The organism is Herbaspirillum sp. AP02 (assembly GCF_015767275.1).
In the GTDB taxonomy this organism is placed as follows: Bacteria; Pseudomonadota; Gammaproteobacteria; order Burkholderiales; family Burkholderiaceae_D; genus Herbaspirillum.
In genome coordinates, this window is the sequence record NZ_JADWMY010000004.1 from 81,224 (window position 1) to 94,788 (window position 13,565).

Here is a 13,565-nt window from a genome sequence, read left to right on the forward strand (position 1 = left end):
GTGCGAGGCTCTCTCTGTAGTGGTGGCGATGGGTTGATCATGGGATGGCGCGGCGTCCCGCCACGGGCACTCCCCCGAGTGCACAGGCGACCGGCGCAGTCGGCTTTCGTGGAGGAAAGCCGACTGCGGCCGACATTATCGGCCAGCCAGCCCTGCCATGGCAAAAAAACTCGCGTCCACGGTCAGGGCCGGGCCCGTTCAGGCCCGCACCACCGGCTCGGCCGCGGCGAAATGCTCCTCGCAATTGCGCAGGAACTGGCGGACCGAGGCACTGATGGCCTCCGGCGACCAGCCGGCCACGTGCGGCGTCAACACCACATTGGACAGGCCGATCAGGGCTGCCGGCAGCTTCGGTTCACCTTCGTAGACATCCAACCCGGCACCGGCCACGCGGCCGGCGGCCAGCGCTGCGGCCAGGGCTTCGGTATCGACCACGCTGCCGCGACCGATATTGACCAGGTAACCGTGGGGGCCGAGTTCTTCCAGCACCCTCGCATTGATCAGGTGCCGGGTCTGGGCGCCGCCGGGGGCAGCCACGATCAGGCAGTCGGCCCAGCCTGCCAGTTGGGCGACATCGGGGAAGTAGTGGTAGTCGACATCATCGCGCTTCTTGCGGTTGCAATAGGCGATGTCGGCGTCGAAGGCGGCGGCGCGGCGGGCGATCTTCTTGCCGATATGGCCCATGCCGACGATGCCCACGCGCTTGCCGGCCAGTTGCGGCTGCAGCGGAATGGTTTCGCGCCAGCCGCCGTCGCGGGTGTAGCGATCCAGCACCGGGATGTTGCGCACGATGGCCAGCAGCAGTCCCATGGCGTGATCGGCCACGCAATCCTCGTTGGTACCGGCACCGGAAGCAATCTCGATGCCATGGGCCTGGGCGTGCGTGGCGTCGATGTTCTCCACCCCGGCGCCCAATGCGCAGACCAGTTGCAGATGCGGCAAGGCGCGCATTTCATCGGCGGTCAGGCCGGTGGAGCCATTGGTGAGCACCACGGCGACCTTGCGGGCCGGGCCTGCAATCATCTCGTCACGGCGCTGGCGGTCCGGCGCGTAGAGGATGTCGTAGTGGGCTGCGATGGTGGCGGTGCTTTCTTCGGAAAGATGGATCAGGACGAGTAAGGGCGGTTTCATGAGGGGCCTGGCGATGCGGATGAAGGAAAATGCAGTGCCCGCCATTCTATTGCGAATTGCGCAATCAGTCCGGCAGAGCTCAAACCGCCTTCATGCGAATTCCATGCCACCGGCGCAAACAGGCCCGGCGCGCCATACGGCGCCCGGGCCTGTCGGGGATGCGGCGGCGCAGGGCCGGCGCGTGGTCTTGCTCAGTGCGACGTACTCAATGCCGGGCCTGTTCTTTTTCCAGCATCTCGTGCGCCACCTGGCGCGCACCCTGCTCGGCCGCCTTCTCGTCGGCGAACGTCTGGTCAGGCAGCACGCGCTGGACCGGAAACACCGGATTGCGGTGCATGGGGTTGATGGAATGGCCGAAGATGGCGACCTGCGCCACCCATTCGTCGCCGCCGATCACGCGTACACCTGCGTACTCGACTTCGTAGTCGCCCACTTGTTCGGTTGGCATGATGTGTCTCCTCTTGTCCGCTTGCGTCAGATTGTGTCCGCTTGTGTCCGCTTGTGTCCGGTCCTCAGGCCGCACCGTCGCCGGCACGCTGGTCCAGATGGGTGATGGCATAGCCCTTTTCGCCGATCTGCATGAAAGCGTCTTCCGCCTCCAGGGTGAAATGCCGCTTGCCGTCGCGTTCAAAGTCCACGTTCTGCTCGTGGATCTGCCAATCGGTATTGGTGACTTCTTCCGGTAGGGCTTTTTCGTGCGGCAGGACGAGGTAGGAAAACAGACCTTCGCCGTCCGGGCGCTTGTAGACATCGACTTTCATCGGGGGGCCTCCTGGTCGGGTTGAACAAGGGCGCTGCACGGTGGGTACCGGGTGCGCCTGCTGGGTGCGACTGGACGGCAGCACATTGGTTCGATGGATCGGCCATGCGATGACCACAAAGCGTGTTGCGCTGTCAGCCTGATCCCACAGGCCGGACCGCCCTGCGCAGAGGTGCTGCATCGTGATTCATTCAAGATAGCACCGCCCCTGTGACGATGCCAGGAAGAAATCGCGCCCCTGCCCGCTCAGTCGAGCTGGCGCCGCAACCACGCCAGCGCACCCGCAAGGCTGCGGAAATCGGCCAGGGAGCGACACTGCAGTTGCGGATGACGCTCGCGCAGCATGCGCGACAGCGCTGCGCCCGGCCCCAGTTCCAGGGCTACGGTGACGCCACGTTCGACGCAGGCGTCCATGCAGGCCGCCCACTGGATGGGCTCGGTCAGCTGACGCAGCAGCAGCTCCCGTGCCTGTCGGGCATCGGCGACAGCCTGCCCGGTGACGCCGGCCAGCAAGGTGAATTCAGGGTCGTGCCTGACCATGGAGGCCAGGCTTGCTGCCAGGGGCGCCACCGCTGCCTGCATCAACGGCGTATGCGAGGCCAGCCCGACCGGCAGGGCCGAGCTGCGTGCCCCCATTGCGGCAAGCTCGACAGCCGCTGCCTGCAGCGCCGTGTCGCTCCCCCCGGCAATGAGCGTGTCGTCACCGGTAATGATGGCCACGTGCGCGCCATGCCGTTCCAGCGTGCTCTGCGCCGAGGCCAGCGCGATACCGCCCACCGCCATCAGACCCTGCGCCGGTTGTGCGCTGGCAGCCTGCGTCATGCACGCGGCCCGCTGTGCCGCCAGCGCGACCGTGGCCGAGGCCGGGATCACGCCGGCAATCGCCTGGGCCGATAGCTCGCCCACGCTGTAGCCGGCCACCACCGCCGGAGTCCCGGCCAATGCCGCCAGCGGTTCGCGCAAGGCTTGCCAGGCCGCCAGCTGGGCGGCGACGATCAGGGGCTGGGCATTACGGTTGGCGTAGAGCTGGGCCGGGTCCGCCAGCACCTGTTGCAGCGGCGCCTGCAACAGGCCGGCGAGATCGCATTGGGCCAGGAATTGCGCGGCCTGCGCATCCTCATTCAGCAGATCGAACATGGCGGCATGCTGCGCGCCCTGCCCCGGACAGAGAATCGCCAGCCGCATGCTCATCCGCGCTCGCTGTCCAGCAGACCGACCTGATGCAGCAGACAGGCCGCCGCCAGCAGATCGGCGGCACCGCCCGGTGACAGACGCTGCGCCACGAAGGCGCGGTGGCAATCCAGCGCTTCCTGCTGCCATCCATCACGGGCAGATCCACCGGCGGCCAGGAAAGCGGCGCTGCGCGCACGCACCAGTGCCGCGCCGGCCGCGCCGCCACGGTGATAGACGTTGGTATCGCTGAGCTGGGCCATCAGGGCGAACAGGGCATCGATGCTGGCGCAGGTCCAGTCGCGCCCCTGCGCCAGGGTGGCCTGCAACTGCGGCAGGGCCACTTCGAAGACCGACGGAAAGCCCAGCGCCCCCTCTTCCCGCGCCCCGCCCACCGCATGCTGTGCGGCGACCCGCTGACCATGGCTGGGCGACCGGGTAGGCAGCACGCCCGCACCGGGGACGCTATGGCGCGCCAGCGCATCGCCCCACTGGATCAGCAGGGTGGCACGGATGACTTGCGGCTGCAGCGGCATCCTGCGTGCCCGACAGCAGGCGGTGGCTGCGCACAGCATGCCCAGCGCAAAGATCGCGCCGCGATGGGTATTGATGCCGCCCGTGGCGTGCAGCATGCGTTGCTCGGCGCTGATGGCCAGCGTCTGCAGGCGGTGGAAAGGTGCGGCCTCCAGGCCGGCGACCGCGATCTGGTAGAAGTAATGACGCAGCGAAAACAGGCTGCGCAGGAAGGTCAGCGCACTCATGTCGGTGTGGCTGCCATTGTCCACCCGCGAGACCAGGCCGGGCTTGGGATAGAGCACCAGTTCGTGGTGCAGGCTGCGCACCGCCAGCCGCGCCAGCACGCGGCAGAAGACCAGGTTGTCGCGCTCGGTGCGGCGCTTCTGCAGATGATGGACGGCCACATCCAGGGTGGCCGGATGCTCCATCAGGCGGCGCATGGCTGCTCCTCCAGCGGCAGGCTGGTCGTCAAGGTCCCTACCCGCTCCAGCGCCACGCCGGCAGCGCGCTTGACCAGGACTTGTCCGATTTCTCCGGCGCCCAATACGGCAACCTGGCGCCACTCCTTCCACGACACCGCCGCGCCATCGGGGAAGACGATCTCACCATCCAGCGGCAGGAACATCGCCTGCCAGGCCAGCAGGCGCACACCGCCCTCCAGCTGGCTGCGGCTGCGCGGGCAGAACAGCAGGTCGATATCGGAACTGGCGCGCAGGTAGGGCTCGGCCGTCACCGCCTGCCAGGCCAGCGAACCGAACACGGAAAGGGCGATGCCGGCGCGCTCCATGTGTTGCTGCAATTCGGCCAGCCCCGCCGGCCAGGACGACGGCAGGCCGACCAGGCGTGCGGCCACGATATCGCGCAACAGGAACGGGGCGCGACTGGCCGCCACTTCCTGCGGCACTACGCGCAGCGCGATGCGGGGCTTGTTGCCCTGCGCATCCGGCGGCAGCGCGATGCCGACGCAGAGCTCATCGGCGCGCGCATCGACATCGGTGCGGCGCACCACCAGCGGCCAGCGCATGCGCTGCCAGTGCGCCAGGCTGGCGCGCTGGCGTTCGTCCACGCTGTCTTGCTGCAGGCGCTGCCAGGCGGCGTCGTGCAGCCAGAGCAGATGGTGCCGCCCGGGATGTTGCAGCGGTCTCATCCGTTCAGCGGCACATCGTTGGCCACGGCCTGGATGACGCGCTGCGCCCACTTGCGTCCGCCGCGCTCCAACCCCACGGCGGCACGGTTGTCGGCGCTGTCATCGGTTGCCAGCGCGGTGCTCAGAGCCTGGGCCAGGTCGTCGTGCCAGATCTCGGCCACGCCACCCATGCGCAGGTAGTTTTCCGGTCCCGGGGCAAACACCGGGTTGCTCCTGGCCAGTTCGGTCAGGCGCTCCTCCGGGACCTTGGTGATGCGCGCCATGGCCGGCAAGCCCATGACGCGGATGGTGGCATCCGGCAGGGCATAGCAGGCGTCGGCAATCAGGCCGCTGGTGATGAAGCCGCCCGACAGCGCCTGGTCATAGACCAGGCCGATCACGCGATGGCCCTGGCGGCGCGCCAGTTCCACGCACTTGCCCAGGTGCGCCATGTAGCTGTTGATGCCCAGCATTTCGTCGCGGTGACGCAGGCGCTGGCCCTGGGTATCGACCAGGATCACGATGGGCCGACCGGGATGCTCGCGCACCGTCTGCAGGATGACGCTGGCCTGGGCCAGCGCGATCTCGATGCCGATGGGCGTGTGAGCGGTGGTGCCGACCACGGTGACGGTGCGACCCTCGACCTGGGCGGTGCCGGAGAGGAAGTGGTCCTTCTCGCTGATCTGCTGGCCCTGCGGGAACAGGGTCTGCGCCAGCGCGCGCCAGTCGACCTGGCTCGGAGTGGATGTTTGACTCATGGCTCTCTCTCAGGCTTTGAAGGGAATGCGCAGGCCCTGGGCCATGGCGGTGAAGGCAGCCGCTTCCAGCATCGGCACCGTCTCAGGGCGCTCCACGCCCAGCTCGGCCCAGATATCCATCGGGTCCTCGGCATGGCCGAAGGTAGCGATGCGACGACGCAGCATTTCCTGCTCGGCTTCCAGCGCGGCCAATGTCAGTTCGGGCGCGCCGGACTGGGCCAGCGCAGTCAGGGCATCCATGGCCGCCTGGCGGAAGGCCTCGGTATCGTCACCCACCAGTTGCTGGCAATCGCCGATCAGGTAGCGATGCTTGCCGCCAGTGGTGCGCCAGACCAGGGCGCGATCGCGCGAATCGAATTCCTCCACGCCATTGGCGGTCTCGATCACTTCCGGCCCGGACATGGCCAGCCTTCCCTCTTCGGACATGATGACCGTGTTGGCGCAGCGGGCGACGATGCCCATGCCACCGAAGCAGCCATTGGCGCCGCCCACCAGCACGATCACGGGGACGCCGGCAGCGCGGGCCTCCAGCACGGCGCGCATGACCTCGGAGACGGCGATCAGGCCGGCATTGGCTTCGTGCAGGCGCACACCGCCGGTCTCCAGCAACAGGATCACGCCAGTTGCCTGCTTGCGGATGGCGCGCTTGAGCAGGCCGACCAGCTTGGCACCGTGCACCTCGCCCACCGCCCCGCCCATGAAGCCGCCTTCCTGCGCGGCGGCCATCACCGGGCGACCGCCCAGCAGACCTTCACCGATGATGACGCCGTCATCGAAGGATACCGGTGCGTCCAGTTGCCCCAGATGCGGGCTCACCACGCGCTGCGCGGGCGGCAAGAGTTCATTGAAACTGCCGGCATCGAGCAGCGCCAGGATACGTTCCCGGGCCGTGGCCTCCAGATAGCTCGCGCTCATGCGCCCTCCTCGACCATGGCTTCCACCGCCTGATCCAGGCGCAGGCTGACCACGGCAGGCGTGGCGCCCATGTCGTTGATGGAGATGCGGGCATCGGCCAGTTGCCAGCGCTGCTGGAAGTCGCCCACCACCGCCTCCCAGATGGCGCCGAAACCACGGGCGGCGGTCTTGATCTCGATGGCGCAGGCGCCCTTGAGATCGACATTCTCGATCAGCACTTCCAGGTTGCCGGAGCTGACCACGCCGACCAGTTCGGGCGCGGCCTTCAGGCGGCGGCGCCCTTCTTCAAAGCGAAAATTCAGAGTTTCCATCGTCTTGTTCCGATTGCTTGCCAGTGACTTGTCTTTGCTTACCAGTTCCGGAAGCGCTTGGGCGGGTTGTACAGCCCGCCGGATGCGCGCACCAGGTCTTTCATGTTCTTGGCCGCCAGCAGGTCACGCGTGGCCAGGCGCTTGTCCACGCCCAGGTCTTCGGCGCGCCGGATGATGCCACGGTCGCGCAGGTTTTCCACCATCCGCTTGTCGCGTCCCATGCCCACCGCGGTATAGCCGGCCACGCCACGGATGGCCTGTTCGCGCTCTTCGTCGGTGCGGCATAGCAGCAGGTTGGCGATGCCCTCTTCGGTGAGGATGTGGGTGACGTCATCGCCGTAGATCATCACCGGCGGGATGGGCATCCTGGCCTGTTCACCCAGCTGCCAGGCGTCGAGTTTTTCGACGAAGGCAGGCTGCATGTGTTCGCGGAAGGTTTCCACCGTCTGCACCACCAGCTTCTGGCCACGGGGGATGGTATTGCGCCCGGCGCGGGCCTGCTGGCCGGCCTTGAGCCAGGCCTCGCTGGCGTGGCGACGGCCACGCGCATCGGCCCCCATGTTGGGCGCGCCGCCGAAGCCGGCAATGCGCCCCAGGGTGGCCGTGGAGGAATTGCCCTGCAAGTCGATCTGCAGAGTGGAGCCGATGAACATGTCGCAGCCGTAATGCCCGGCCGTCTGCGAAAAGGCGCGGTTGCTGCGCATGGAGCCATCGGGGCCGACGAAGAACACATCGGGCCGGGCGCGGATGTAGTCTTCCATCCCCAGTTCGGAACCGAAGGAATGGATCGATTCCACAAACCCGGCTTCGATGGCGGGGATCAGCGCCGGGTGTGGGTTCAGCGCCCAGTGCTTGCAGATCTTGCCGCGCAGGCCCAGCGATTCGGCATAGGTCGGCAGGATCAGTTCGATGGCGGCGGTATCGAAGCCGATGCCGTGGTTCAGGCGCTGCACGCCGTATTCGGCATAGATGCCCTTGATGGCCATCATCGCCATCAGGACCTGGATCTCGGAAATCTGCGCCGGATCACGGGTGAACAGTGGTTCGATGTAATGCGGCGTGGGCGCCTGGATGGCGAAACCGACCCAGTCGGCGGGGATGTCCACGCGCGGCAGCACATCGACGATCTCGTTGACCTGGGCGATGACGATGCCGCTGGAAAACGCCGTGGCCTCGGCAATGGCCGGCGTGTCCTCGGTATTGGGGCCGGTATAGAGATTGCCGTGGCGGTCGGCCGCCTGCGCGGCCACCAGCGCCACGCGCGGCGTCAGGTCGGTGAAATAGCGGCCAAACAGTTCCAGGTAGGTATGGATGGCGCCGATGTTGAGCTTGCCGGCCGAGGCCAGCTTGGCCAGGCGGCCGGCCTGCGGGCCGGAGAAGGAAAAGTCCAGGCGGTCGGCGATGCCCCGTTCGAACACGTCCAGATGTTCCGGCAAGGCCAGCACCGAGAACAGCATGTGCAAGCCGTTCACCCGTGCCGGGTCGAGTGCGGCCAGACCCTTGGCGAGGAAGTCCGCCTGCTTCTGGTTGTTGCCCTCGACACAGACACGGTCACCGTTTTCCAGCACCGCATACAGCAGGTCGGCCAGTTTTGCGGCAGGCGCGATCTTGCCCTGCAACTGGCTTCCCAATGCGGCGGTGGCGCGTGCCAGCCGCTGTTCACGGTTCTTCTGGCGCGCATTCCACACGCGTTCGCTACTACTCATTTACTTGGCTCCCATCAACAGATCAGGCAATAAGGTCGCGATGCCCGGGAACATGCACAAGAGCAGGACCGCAAGGAACATCAGCGCCAGGAAAGGAATCGTACCCTTGATCACATCACCCAGCGGGATGTCGGGTGCGATGTTCTTGATCACGAACAGGTTCAGGCCCACCGGCGGGTGGATCAAGCCCATCTCCATGACCACCGTCATGACGATGCCGAACCAGATCAGGTCGAAGCCGGCGGCCTTCAGCGGCGGCAGGATGATGGGGGCGGTCATCAGGATGATCGACACCGGCGGCAGGAAGAAGCCCAGCACGATCACCATCCCCAGGATCACCGCCAGCAGCAGCCACTTGGACAGATGCAGATCGACCACCCACTGCGCCGCCGACTGGCTGATGTGCAGGTAGCTCATCACGTAGGAATACAGCAGCGACATGCCGATGATCAACAACAGCATGCCCGATTCCTTGATGGTGGAACTGAGGAAGGGCGCAATGTCGCGCGGCTTGTAGATGCGATAGACGATGGCGATCAGCACCAGCGCCAGCAGCGCGCCCAGGCCGGCGGTTTCGGAGGGCGTAGCCAGGCCGCCATAGAGCGCCACCATCACACCGATCAGCAGGACCAGGAAGGGCAGCACGCGCGGCAGCATCTCCACCTTCTGTGCCAGCGTGAAATGCTCGTCATCCAGGTAGGCCGACTTGGCCCCGCCGGCCGTGTAGACCGCGTGGGCCAGCTTGTACTCCTTGCGCGCCCGATAGACGGCGTAACCGGCAAACAGGATCACCAGCAGTACGCCCGGGCCGATGCCGGCCAGGAACAGCCGGCCCAGCGACTGCTCGGCCGCCACCGCATACAGGATCATGGTGATCGAGGGCGGCAGCAGGATGCCCAGCGTACCGCCGGCGGCAATGATGCCGGCTGCAAACCCGGGCGAATAACCACGGCGACGCATCTCCGGGATACCGGCCGAACCGATGGCCGAGCAGGTCGCCGGCGAGGAACCGGCCATGGCCGCAAACAGCGCGCAGGCAAAGACGTTGGCGATGCCCAGGCCGCCCGGCACCTTGTTCAACCACGCATGGATGGCCGAATACAGGTCCTTGCCCGCCGGGGATTTGCCGATGGCCGCCCCCTTCAGGATGAACAGCGGAATGGACAGCAACGTGATGGAAGCGATTTCCTCGTAGACGTTCTGCGTGATGGTATCGAGCGAGGATGCCGGCATGAAGAAATACATGAAACCGGTCGCCACCACGCCCAGCGCAAAGGCGATCGGCATGCCCGAGCACATCACCAGAATGGTGACCACGCCATAGAGCACACCCAGGGTCAGCGGACTCATTGCGCACCTCCGGCCTGCGGGGCGGGAACGGTACCGGTAATGCGCACCAGCACCTGCACCAGCAGTTGCAGGGTCAGCATGCTCATGCCCAGTGCCATGAGCGAATACGGAATCCAAAGCGGCGGAGCAAAGGTGGACGAGGTGGTCTGCCCCTCCACCCAGGCTTCATGGAACAGCGCCCACGACTTCCAGGTGAAGAAGGCACAGAAGGCCAGCGACACCACATCCACGATGAACATGCGCACCTTGTTGGCCAAGGGCGAGAGCATGCCGGCCAGCGCCTCGATACCGATATGCCCGCGCAGCGACTGCACATAGGCCGAGCACAGGAAGATCACCCCCACCAGCATGAACACCGATGCCTCGTCCTGCCAGTCGGTGGGCTGGTGGAAGAAATAGCGCACCACCACCGAATAGGTGAGGATGCAGGACGTCACCAGCAGCGCAATCATGCCCAGGAACACGGCCACCCGGTGGTAGCCCCGCAGGAAGGCCGCCAGCCAGGCCACCGGGGCGCTGGCAGGGACGACCGGGCGCGCCGCGGCGGCGCCGGGCATCTCGAAACCATGGCTCATACTGTTTTCTCCGCCAGGGCCAGCAGCTTGGCGCAGCTGGCATTGCGGCCGGCGAAGTCCTTCCAGGCGGTATTGCGGGCGATGTCCTGCCACTTCTTGACCACCTCGGCGTTCAGGTCCACCACCTTGGCGCCGGCCTTCTGGTAGACCTGGGCCACGGCGATATCGTCGGCCTGGGCGGCCTTGGTGGCGAACTGTTCCATCTCGGCGCCCACCGCCATGATGACCGCCTGCTGATCCTTGGGCAGCTTTTCAAAGACGGCCTTGGACATCATCAGCGGTTCGAACATGTACCAATAGGCTTTGTCACGGCCGGTAGTGAGGGCCTTGGCGACCTCTTCCAGACGGAACGACATGAAGGACGTCGACGAGGTCATCGCCGCATCCATGGCCCCGGTCTGCATGGCGGCATAGATTTCGTTGGAGGGCAGCGTGACCACGGCCGCGCCAGCTTCCTTCAGGATCAGGTCCATCTCGCGGGAGCCGCCGCGCACCTTCATGCCCTTGGCATCGGCCGGATCGACGATGGGCTTGCCGCGGGAGGCCACGCCCCCGGCCTGCCAGATCCAGCTGACGATGACCACGCCCTTCTCACCCAGCACCCGGGCCAGCTCCTTGCCGACTTCGGCATTCTTCCAGGAGGCCCCCTGCTGGTAGGAAGTCACCAGGCCGGGCATGAGACCGATATTGGTTTCTGGCACTTCGCCCCCGGCGTAGTTCAGCGGCACCAGCGACATGTCCAGTGCGCCCTTGCGCATGGCCGAGAACTGCGCGTTGGTCTTCATCAGCGACGAACCGGGATAGATCTCGAACTTCAACGCACCCTTGGTGCGCTCGCTGACCTGCTGGGCAAACATACGCACCAGGCGATCGCGGAAATCGCCCTCGGTGAGGGTGCCACCGGGAAACTGGTGTGAAATCTTCAGGCTGGCCGATTGTGCCCAGGCGGACGGGATGGTGCTGGCAAGCGGTGCGGCGGCGAGTGCGCCAAGGAATTGGCGGCGGGTGAATGCGCTCATGCGGGTGTCTCCTCCAGGATTGATGGAACTACGTGTGTTTTTATGCTCTCATCGTGTATACAATTTCGTTTCAAACGCATACATTGTCAAGCATTAATCCTGTGGATCGCATTCCCTTTACAATGCTTGCTTTAAAGGCAACTTGATCATGGACACCCCCAAGACCCGCTCCGAAACCCTGCGCGAATCGATAGAAGAGATGATTGCCGTAGGCAAGCTGGCGCCCGGCCAGCATCTCGATGAAACCTCGCTGGCCGAGGAATTCGGGGTCTCGCGCACGCCCATCCGCGAGGCGCTGATCCAGCTGGCCTCGATGGGCATCGTCGAGATGCGTCCGCGCCGGGGCGCTATCGTCGCCGAGATCGGCCCGCAGCAATTGATCGAGATGTTCGAGGTGATGGCCGAATTCGAGGCCATGTGCGGCCGCCTGGCGGCGCGCCGGATGACGCCGACCGAGCACGTCGAACTGCTGGCGGCACATCAGGCCTGCCAGGCCGCCCGCGACGCCAGCGATCCGGACGCCTACTTCTACCTCAACGAGGCCTTCCACGACCACATCTACGCCGGCAGCCACAACGGCTTCCTGGCCGACCAGGCGCGCGCCCTGCACCGCCGCCTGCGGCCCTATCGGCGCCTGCAGCTGCGGGTGCGGGACCGTTTGAAGATGTCCTTCGACGAACACCAGGCCGCGGTCGATGCCATCATCGCCGGCGATGCCGAGAAGACGGTGGAAGTCCTGCGCCACCACATCATGATCCAGGGCCAGCGCTTTGCCGATCTGGTGGCGTCGCTGCACCAGTTGAAGTCGGCGGCCTGACAGCTTTCCAGCGTTCCTGAGATGACAAAACGGCGCCCGTGGGCGCCGTTTTTGCTGATGTTGCCGCCAGCCTGGCAGGTGCTTTACTTCACTTCTTCACCTTGTCCTGTGCAATATCCATGATGAGTCGGGACGACAGGTACAGGCGCGGCACGATGGTATCGAGCAGCACGTATTCGGCATCATTGGAGTGGGCGCCAAAGCCGCTCAGCCCCATGCCCTCGATCACCGCGCCCTTGGTCTTCAAAGCGGCAAAGGCGGCGTCGGTGCCGCCACCGGTGGCCACCTCCGCCACCTTCAACGGCATGTCGATTTCCTGGTAGATGGTGCGGGCGTAGTGGGCCAACTGACGCGACACCGGCGTGGCTTCCAGCGGCGGACGACGCAGTTCGAACTTCACGCTCACCTTGGCCTCCGGAATCAACTGCTTTTTCACCCCTTCGGCCAGGGCCTGCTGCAACTGCTCGAAGTCGCTCACCTTCAGCGCCCGCGCATCGGCCTGGGCGCTGGCCTGGGCCGGGATCACGTTGCGGTTGCTACCGGCCTGGGCGACGGTCCAGTTCAGTTTCAGGCCACGCTCAGGCTGGGAAAGCTGGTTCAACTGCAGCAACTGGTGCGAAAGTTCATATAAGGCGTTGACACCCTTCTCAGGTGCTGCACCGGCATGCGAGGACTTGCCCTTCACCTCCAGGTAGGCCGCGCCGATACCGCTGGTGGCCAGGCGCAACTGGCCGTCGGCACCGCCGCCCTCGTACGACAACACCACATCCTGCTCCGCGCCCAGCCGGGTATGCAGGGAGCGTCCGCCGGGCGAACTGATTTCCTCGTCACCGTTGATCAGCACGGTCAGGGTATCGTAGTCCTTGAAACCCGCCTTCTGCAGGATGGCCACCGTATGCAGGATGGTGGCGATGCCCTGCTTGTCGTCGGCAATGCCCAGCCCGTAGGCCTTGTTGCCATCGACGCGGAAGGGCTGGTCCTTGAGCATGCCGCGCAGGTAGACCGTATCCATGTGGGCGATCAGCATGATCTTGCGCTTGCCGTTGCCCTTGAATTCGGCATGGACGATCTGGCCCAGCTTCTCGGGCGTATCGTCCATGCGATAGACCTCGGGCGCGTCCAGCAACTGCACCTTGCCGCCCAGCGCCTCCAGCTTCTGCTTGATCAGGCCGGCCAGCTGCGCCAGGCCTTCCAGGTCCTTGCTGCCGGATTCGATGCTCACCAGTTCGCGCAGGGTGTCCAGCAGGCCGGCCTGTTCCTGGCGGGCCATGCCATAGACCGGCTCCACGGGAGCGGCCTGGGCCAGCACGGGCAGGCACAGGGCGGCGACGAGGGCCGTGCAACGCAGTTGGGTGAAAGGTTTCATGCAGGGATTCTCCTTGGGTGGATGGGCGGGATTGTGATCATCCCT

At 65.6% G+C, this 13,565-nt stretch carries 15 protein-coding genes; 1 reads left to right on the forward strand and 14 read right to left on the reverse strand.

Going from position 1 to position 13,565, the window contains the following annotated elements; all coding sequences use genetic code 11:
- Positions 1-198: 198 nt before the first annotated feature.
- The 13 genes from I5R65_RS10615 to dctP form a co-directional block, all read right to left on the reverse strand.
- A complete protein-coding gene (locus I5R65_RS10615; protein ID WP_180669258.1) occupies positions 199-1,131 on the reverse strand; it encodes a 2-hydroxyacid dehydrogenase in 933 nt (310 codons plus the stop codon).
- A gap of 205 nt (positions 1,132-1,336) precedes the next feature.
- On the reverse strand, positions 1,337-1,579 hold the full coding sequence (locus I5R65_RS10620) for a hypothetical protein (protein WP_006463955.1): 243 nt from the start codon (positions 1,577-1,579) through the stop codon (positions 1,337-1,339).
- A gap of 64 nt (positions 1,580-1,643) precedes the next feature.
- Positions 1,644-1,892 (reverse strand): DUF6139 family protein, encoded by a 249-nt coding sequence (locus tag I5R65_RS10625; RefSeq protein ID WP_006463956.1) that lies wholly within the window; start codon positions 1,890-1,892, stop codon positions 1,644-1,646.
- A 245-nt stretch (positions 1,893-2,137) separates the two neighbouring features.
- Positions 2,138-3,082 (reverse strand): ACP S-malonyltransferase, encoded by a 945-nt coding sequence (locus tag I5R65_RS10630; RefSeq protein WP_180669256.1) that lies wholly within the window; start codon positions 3,080-3,082, stop codon positions 2,138-2,140.
- Entirely contained in the window at positions 3,079-4,017 is a 939-nt protein-coding gene (mdcB, locus tag I5R65_RS10635) for a triphosphoribosyl-dephospho-CoA synthase MdcB (protein ID WP_180669254.1), read from the reverse strand. Before mdcB ends, I5R65_RS10630 begins: the two co-directional genes overlap by 4 nt.
- A complete protein-coding gene (gene mdcG, locus I5R65_RS10640) occupies positions 4,005-4,724 on the reverse strand; it encodes a malonate decarboxylase holo-[acyl-carrier-protein] synthase (RefSeq protein WP_180669252.1) in 720 nt (239 codons plus the stop codon). Before mdcG ends, mdcB begins: the two co-directional genes overlap by 13 nt.
- Positions 4,721-5,461 carry a biotin-independent malonate decarboxylase subunit gamma gene (mdcE, locus tag I5R65_RS10645; RefSeq protein WP_180669250.1) on the reverse strand — a complete coding sequence of 247 codons (741 nt, stop codon included), beginning with the start codon at positions 5,459-5,461 and terminating at the stop codon, positions 4,721-4,723. Before mdcE ends, mdcG begins: the two co-directional genes overlap by 4 nt.
- A gap of 9 nt (positions 5,462-5,470) precedes the next feature.
- Entirely contained in the window at positions 5,471-6,376 is a 906-nt protein-coding gene (locus tag I5R65_RS10650; protein ID WP_180669248.1) for a biotin-independent malonate decarboxylase subunit beta, read from the reverse strand.
- Complete coding sequence (gene mdcC / locus I5R65_RS10655; RefSeq protein WP_180669246.1) at positions 6,373-6,687, reverse strand: malonate decarboxylase acyl carrier protein; 315 nt, start codon at positions 6,685-6,687, stop codon at positions 6,373-6,375. Before mdcC ends, I5R65_RS10650 begins: the two co-directional genes overlap by 4 nt.
- Before the next feature lie 38 nt (positions 6,688-6,725).
- On the reverse strand, positions 6,726-8,393 hold the full coding sequence (mdcA, locus tag I5R65_RS10660; RefSeq protein ID WP_180669244.1) for a malonate decarboxylase subunit alpha: 1,668 nt from the start codon (positions 8,391-8,393) through the stop codon (positions 6,726-6,728).
- Positions 8,394-9,743: a TRAP transporter large permease gene (locus I5R65_RS10665; RefSeq protein WP_180669242.1), complete on the reverse strand. Its 1,350-nt coding sequence runs from the start codon at positions 9,741-9,743 to the stop codon at positions 8,394-8,396.
- Positions 9,740-10,318 (reverse strand): TRAP transporter small permease, encoded by a 579-nt coding sequence (locus I5R65_RS10670; protein WP_180669240.1) that lies wholly within the window; start codon positions 10,316-10,318, stop codon positions 9,740-9,742. Before I5R65_RS10670 ends, I5R65_RS10665 begins: the two co-directional genes overlap by 4 nt.
- Positions 10,315-11,337, reverse strand: a complete 1,023-nt coding sequence (gene dctP / locus I5R65_RS10675) for a TRAP transporter substrate-binding protein DctP (RefSeq protein WP_180669238.1) — start codon at positions 11,335-11,337, stop codon at positions 10,315-10,317. The genes I5R65_RS10670 and dctP overlap by 4 nt, the downstream gene beginning before the upstream one ends.
- Positions 11,338-11,485: 148 nt before the next feature.
- Here dctP and I5R65_RS10680 point away from each other — a divergent pair, with 148 nt between their 5' ends.
- Positions 11,486-12,154: a GntR family transcriptional regulator gene (locus I5R65_RS10680; protein ID WP_180669236.1), complete on the forward strand. Its 669-nt coding sequence runs from the start codon at positions 11,486-11,488 to the stop codon at positions 12,152-12,154.
- Positions 12,155-12,242: 88 nt separating this feature from the next.
- Here the strand turns inward: I5R65_RS10680 and I5R65_RS10685 are convergent, their stop codons facing one another.
- Entirely contained in the window at positions 12,243-13,520 is a 1,278-nt protein-coding gene (locus I5R65_RS10685) for a M20/M25/M40 family metallo-hydrolase (protein ID WP_180669234.1), read from the reverse strand.
- Between the last annotated feature and the right edge of the window lie 45 nt (positions 13,521-13,565).

Coding starts and splice junctions, on each gene's coding strand:
- I5R65_RS10670 (WP_180669240.1), bottom strand. CDS start 10,318: ATGAGCCATGGTTTCGAGATGCCCGGCGCCGCCGCGGCGCGCCCGGTC.
- mdcC (WP_180669246.1), bottom strand. CDS start 6,687: ATGGAAACTCTGAATTTTCGCTTTGAAGAAGGGCGCCGCCGCCTGAAG.
- mdcG (WP_180669252.1), bottom strand. CDS start 4,724: ATGAGACCGCTGCAACATCCCGGGCGGCACCATCTGCTCTGGCTGCAC.
- I5R65_RS10620 (WP_006463955.1), bottom strand. CDS start 1,579: ATGCCAACCGAACAAGTGGGCGACTACGAAGTCGAGTACGCAGGTGTA.
- dctP (WP_180669238.1), bottom strand. CDS start 11,337: ATGAGCGCATTCACCCGCCGCCAATTCCTTGGCGCACTCGCCGCCGCA.
- mdcE (WP_180669250.1), bottom strand. CDS start 5,461: ATGAGTCAAACATCCACTCCGAGCCAGGTCGACTGGCGCGCGCTGGCG.
- I5R65_RS10665 (WP_180669242.1), bottom strand. CDS start 9,743: ATGAGTCCGCTGACCCTGGGTGTGCTCTATGGCGTGGTCACCATTCTG.
- I5R65_RS10650 (WP_180669248.1), bottom strand. CDS start 6,376: ATGAGCGCGAGCTATCTGGAGGCCACGGCCCGGGAACGTATCCTGGCG.
- mdcB (WP_180669254.1), bottom strand. CDS start 4,017: ATGCGCCGCCTGATGGAGCATCCGGCCACCCTGGATGTGGCCGTCCAT.
- I5R65_RS10615 (WP_180669258.1), bottom strand. CDS start 1,131: ATGAAACCGCCCTTACTCGTCCTGATCCATCTTTCCGAAGAAAGCACC.
- I5R65_RS10685 (WP_180669234.1), bottom strand. CDS start 13,520: ATGAAACCTTTCACCCAACTGCGTTGCACGGCCCTCGTCGCCGCCCTG.
- I5R65_RS10680 (WP_180669236.1), top strand. CDS start 11,486: ATGGACACCCCCAAGACCCGCTCCGAAACCCTGCGCGAATCGATAGAA.
- I5R65_RS10630 (WP_180669256.1), bottom strand. CDS start 3,082: ATGAGCATGCGGCTGGCGATTCTCTGTCCGGGGCAGGGCGCGCAGCAT.
- I5R65_RS10625 (WP_006463956.1), bottom strand. CDS start 1,892: ATGAAAGTCGATGTCTACAAGCGCCCGGACGGCGAAGGTCTGTTTTCC.
- mdcA (WP_180669244.1), bottom strand. CDS start 8,393: ATGAGTAGTAGCGAACGCGTGTGGAATGCGCGCCAGAAGAACCGTGAA.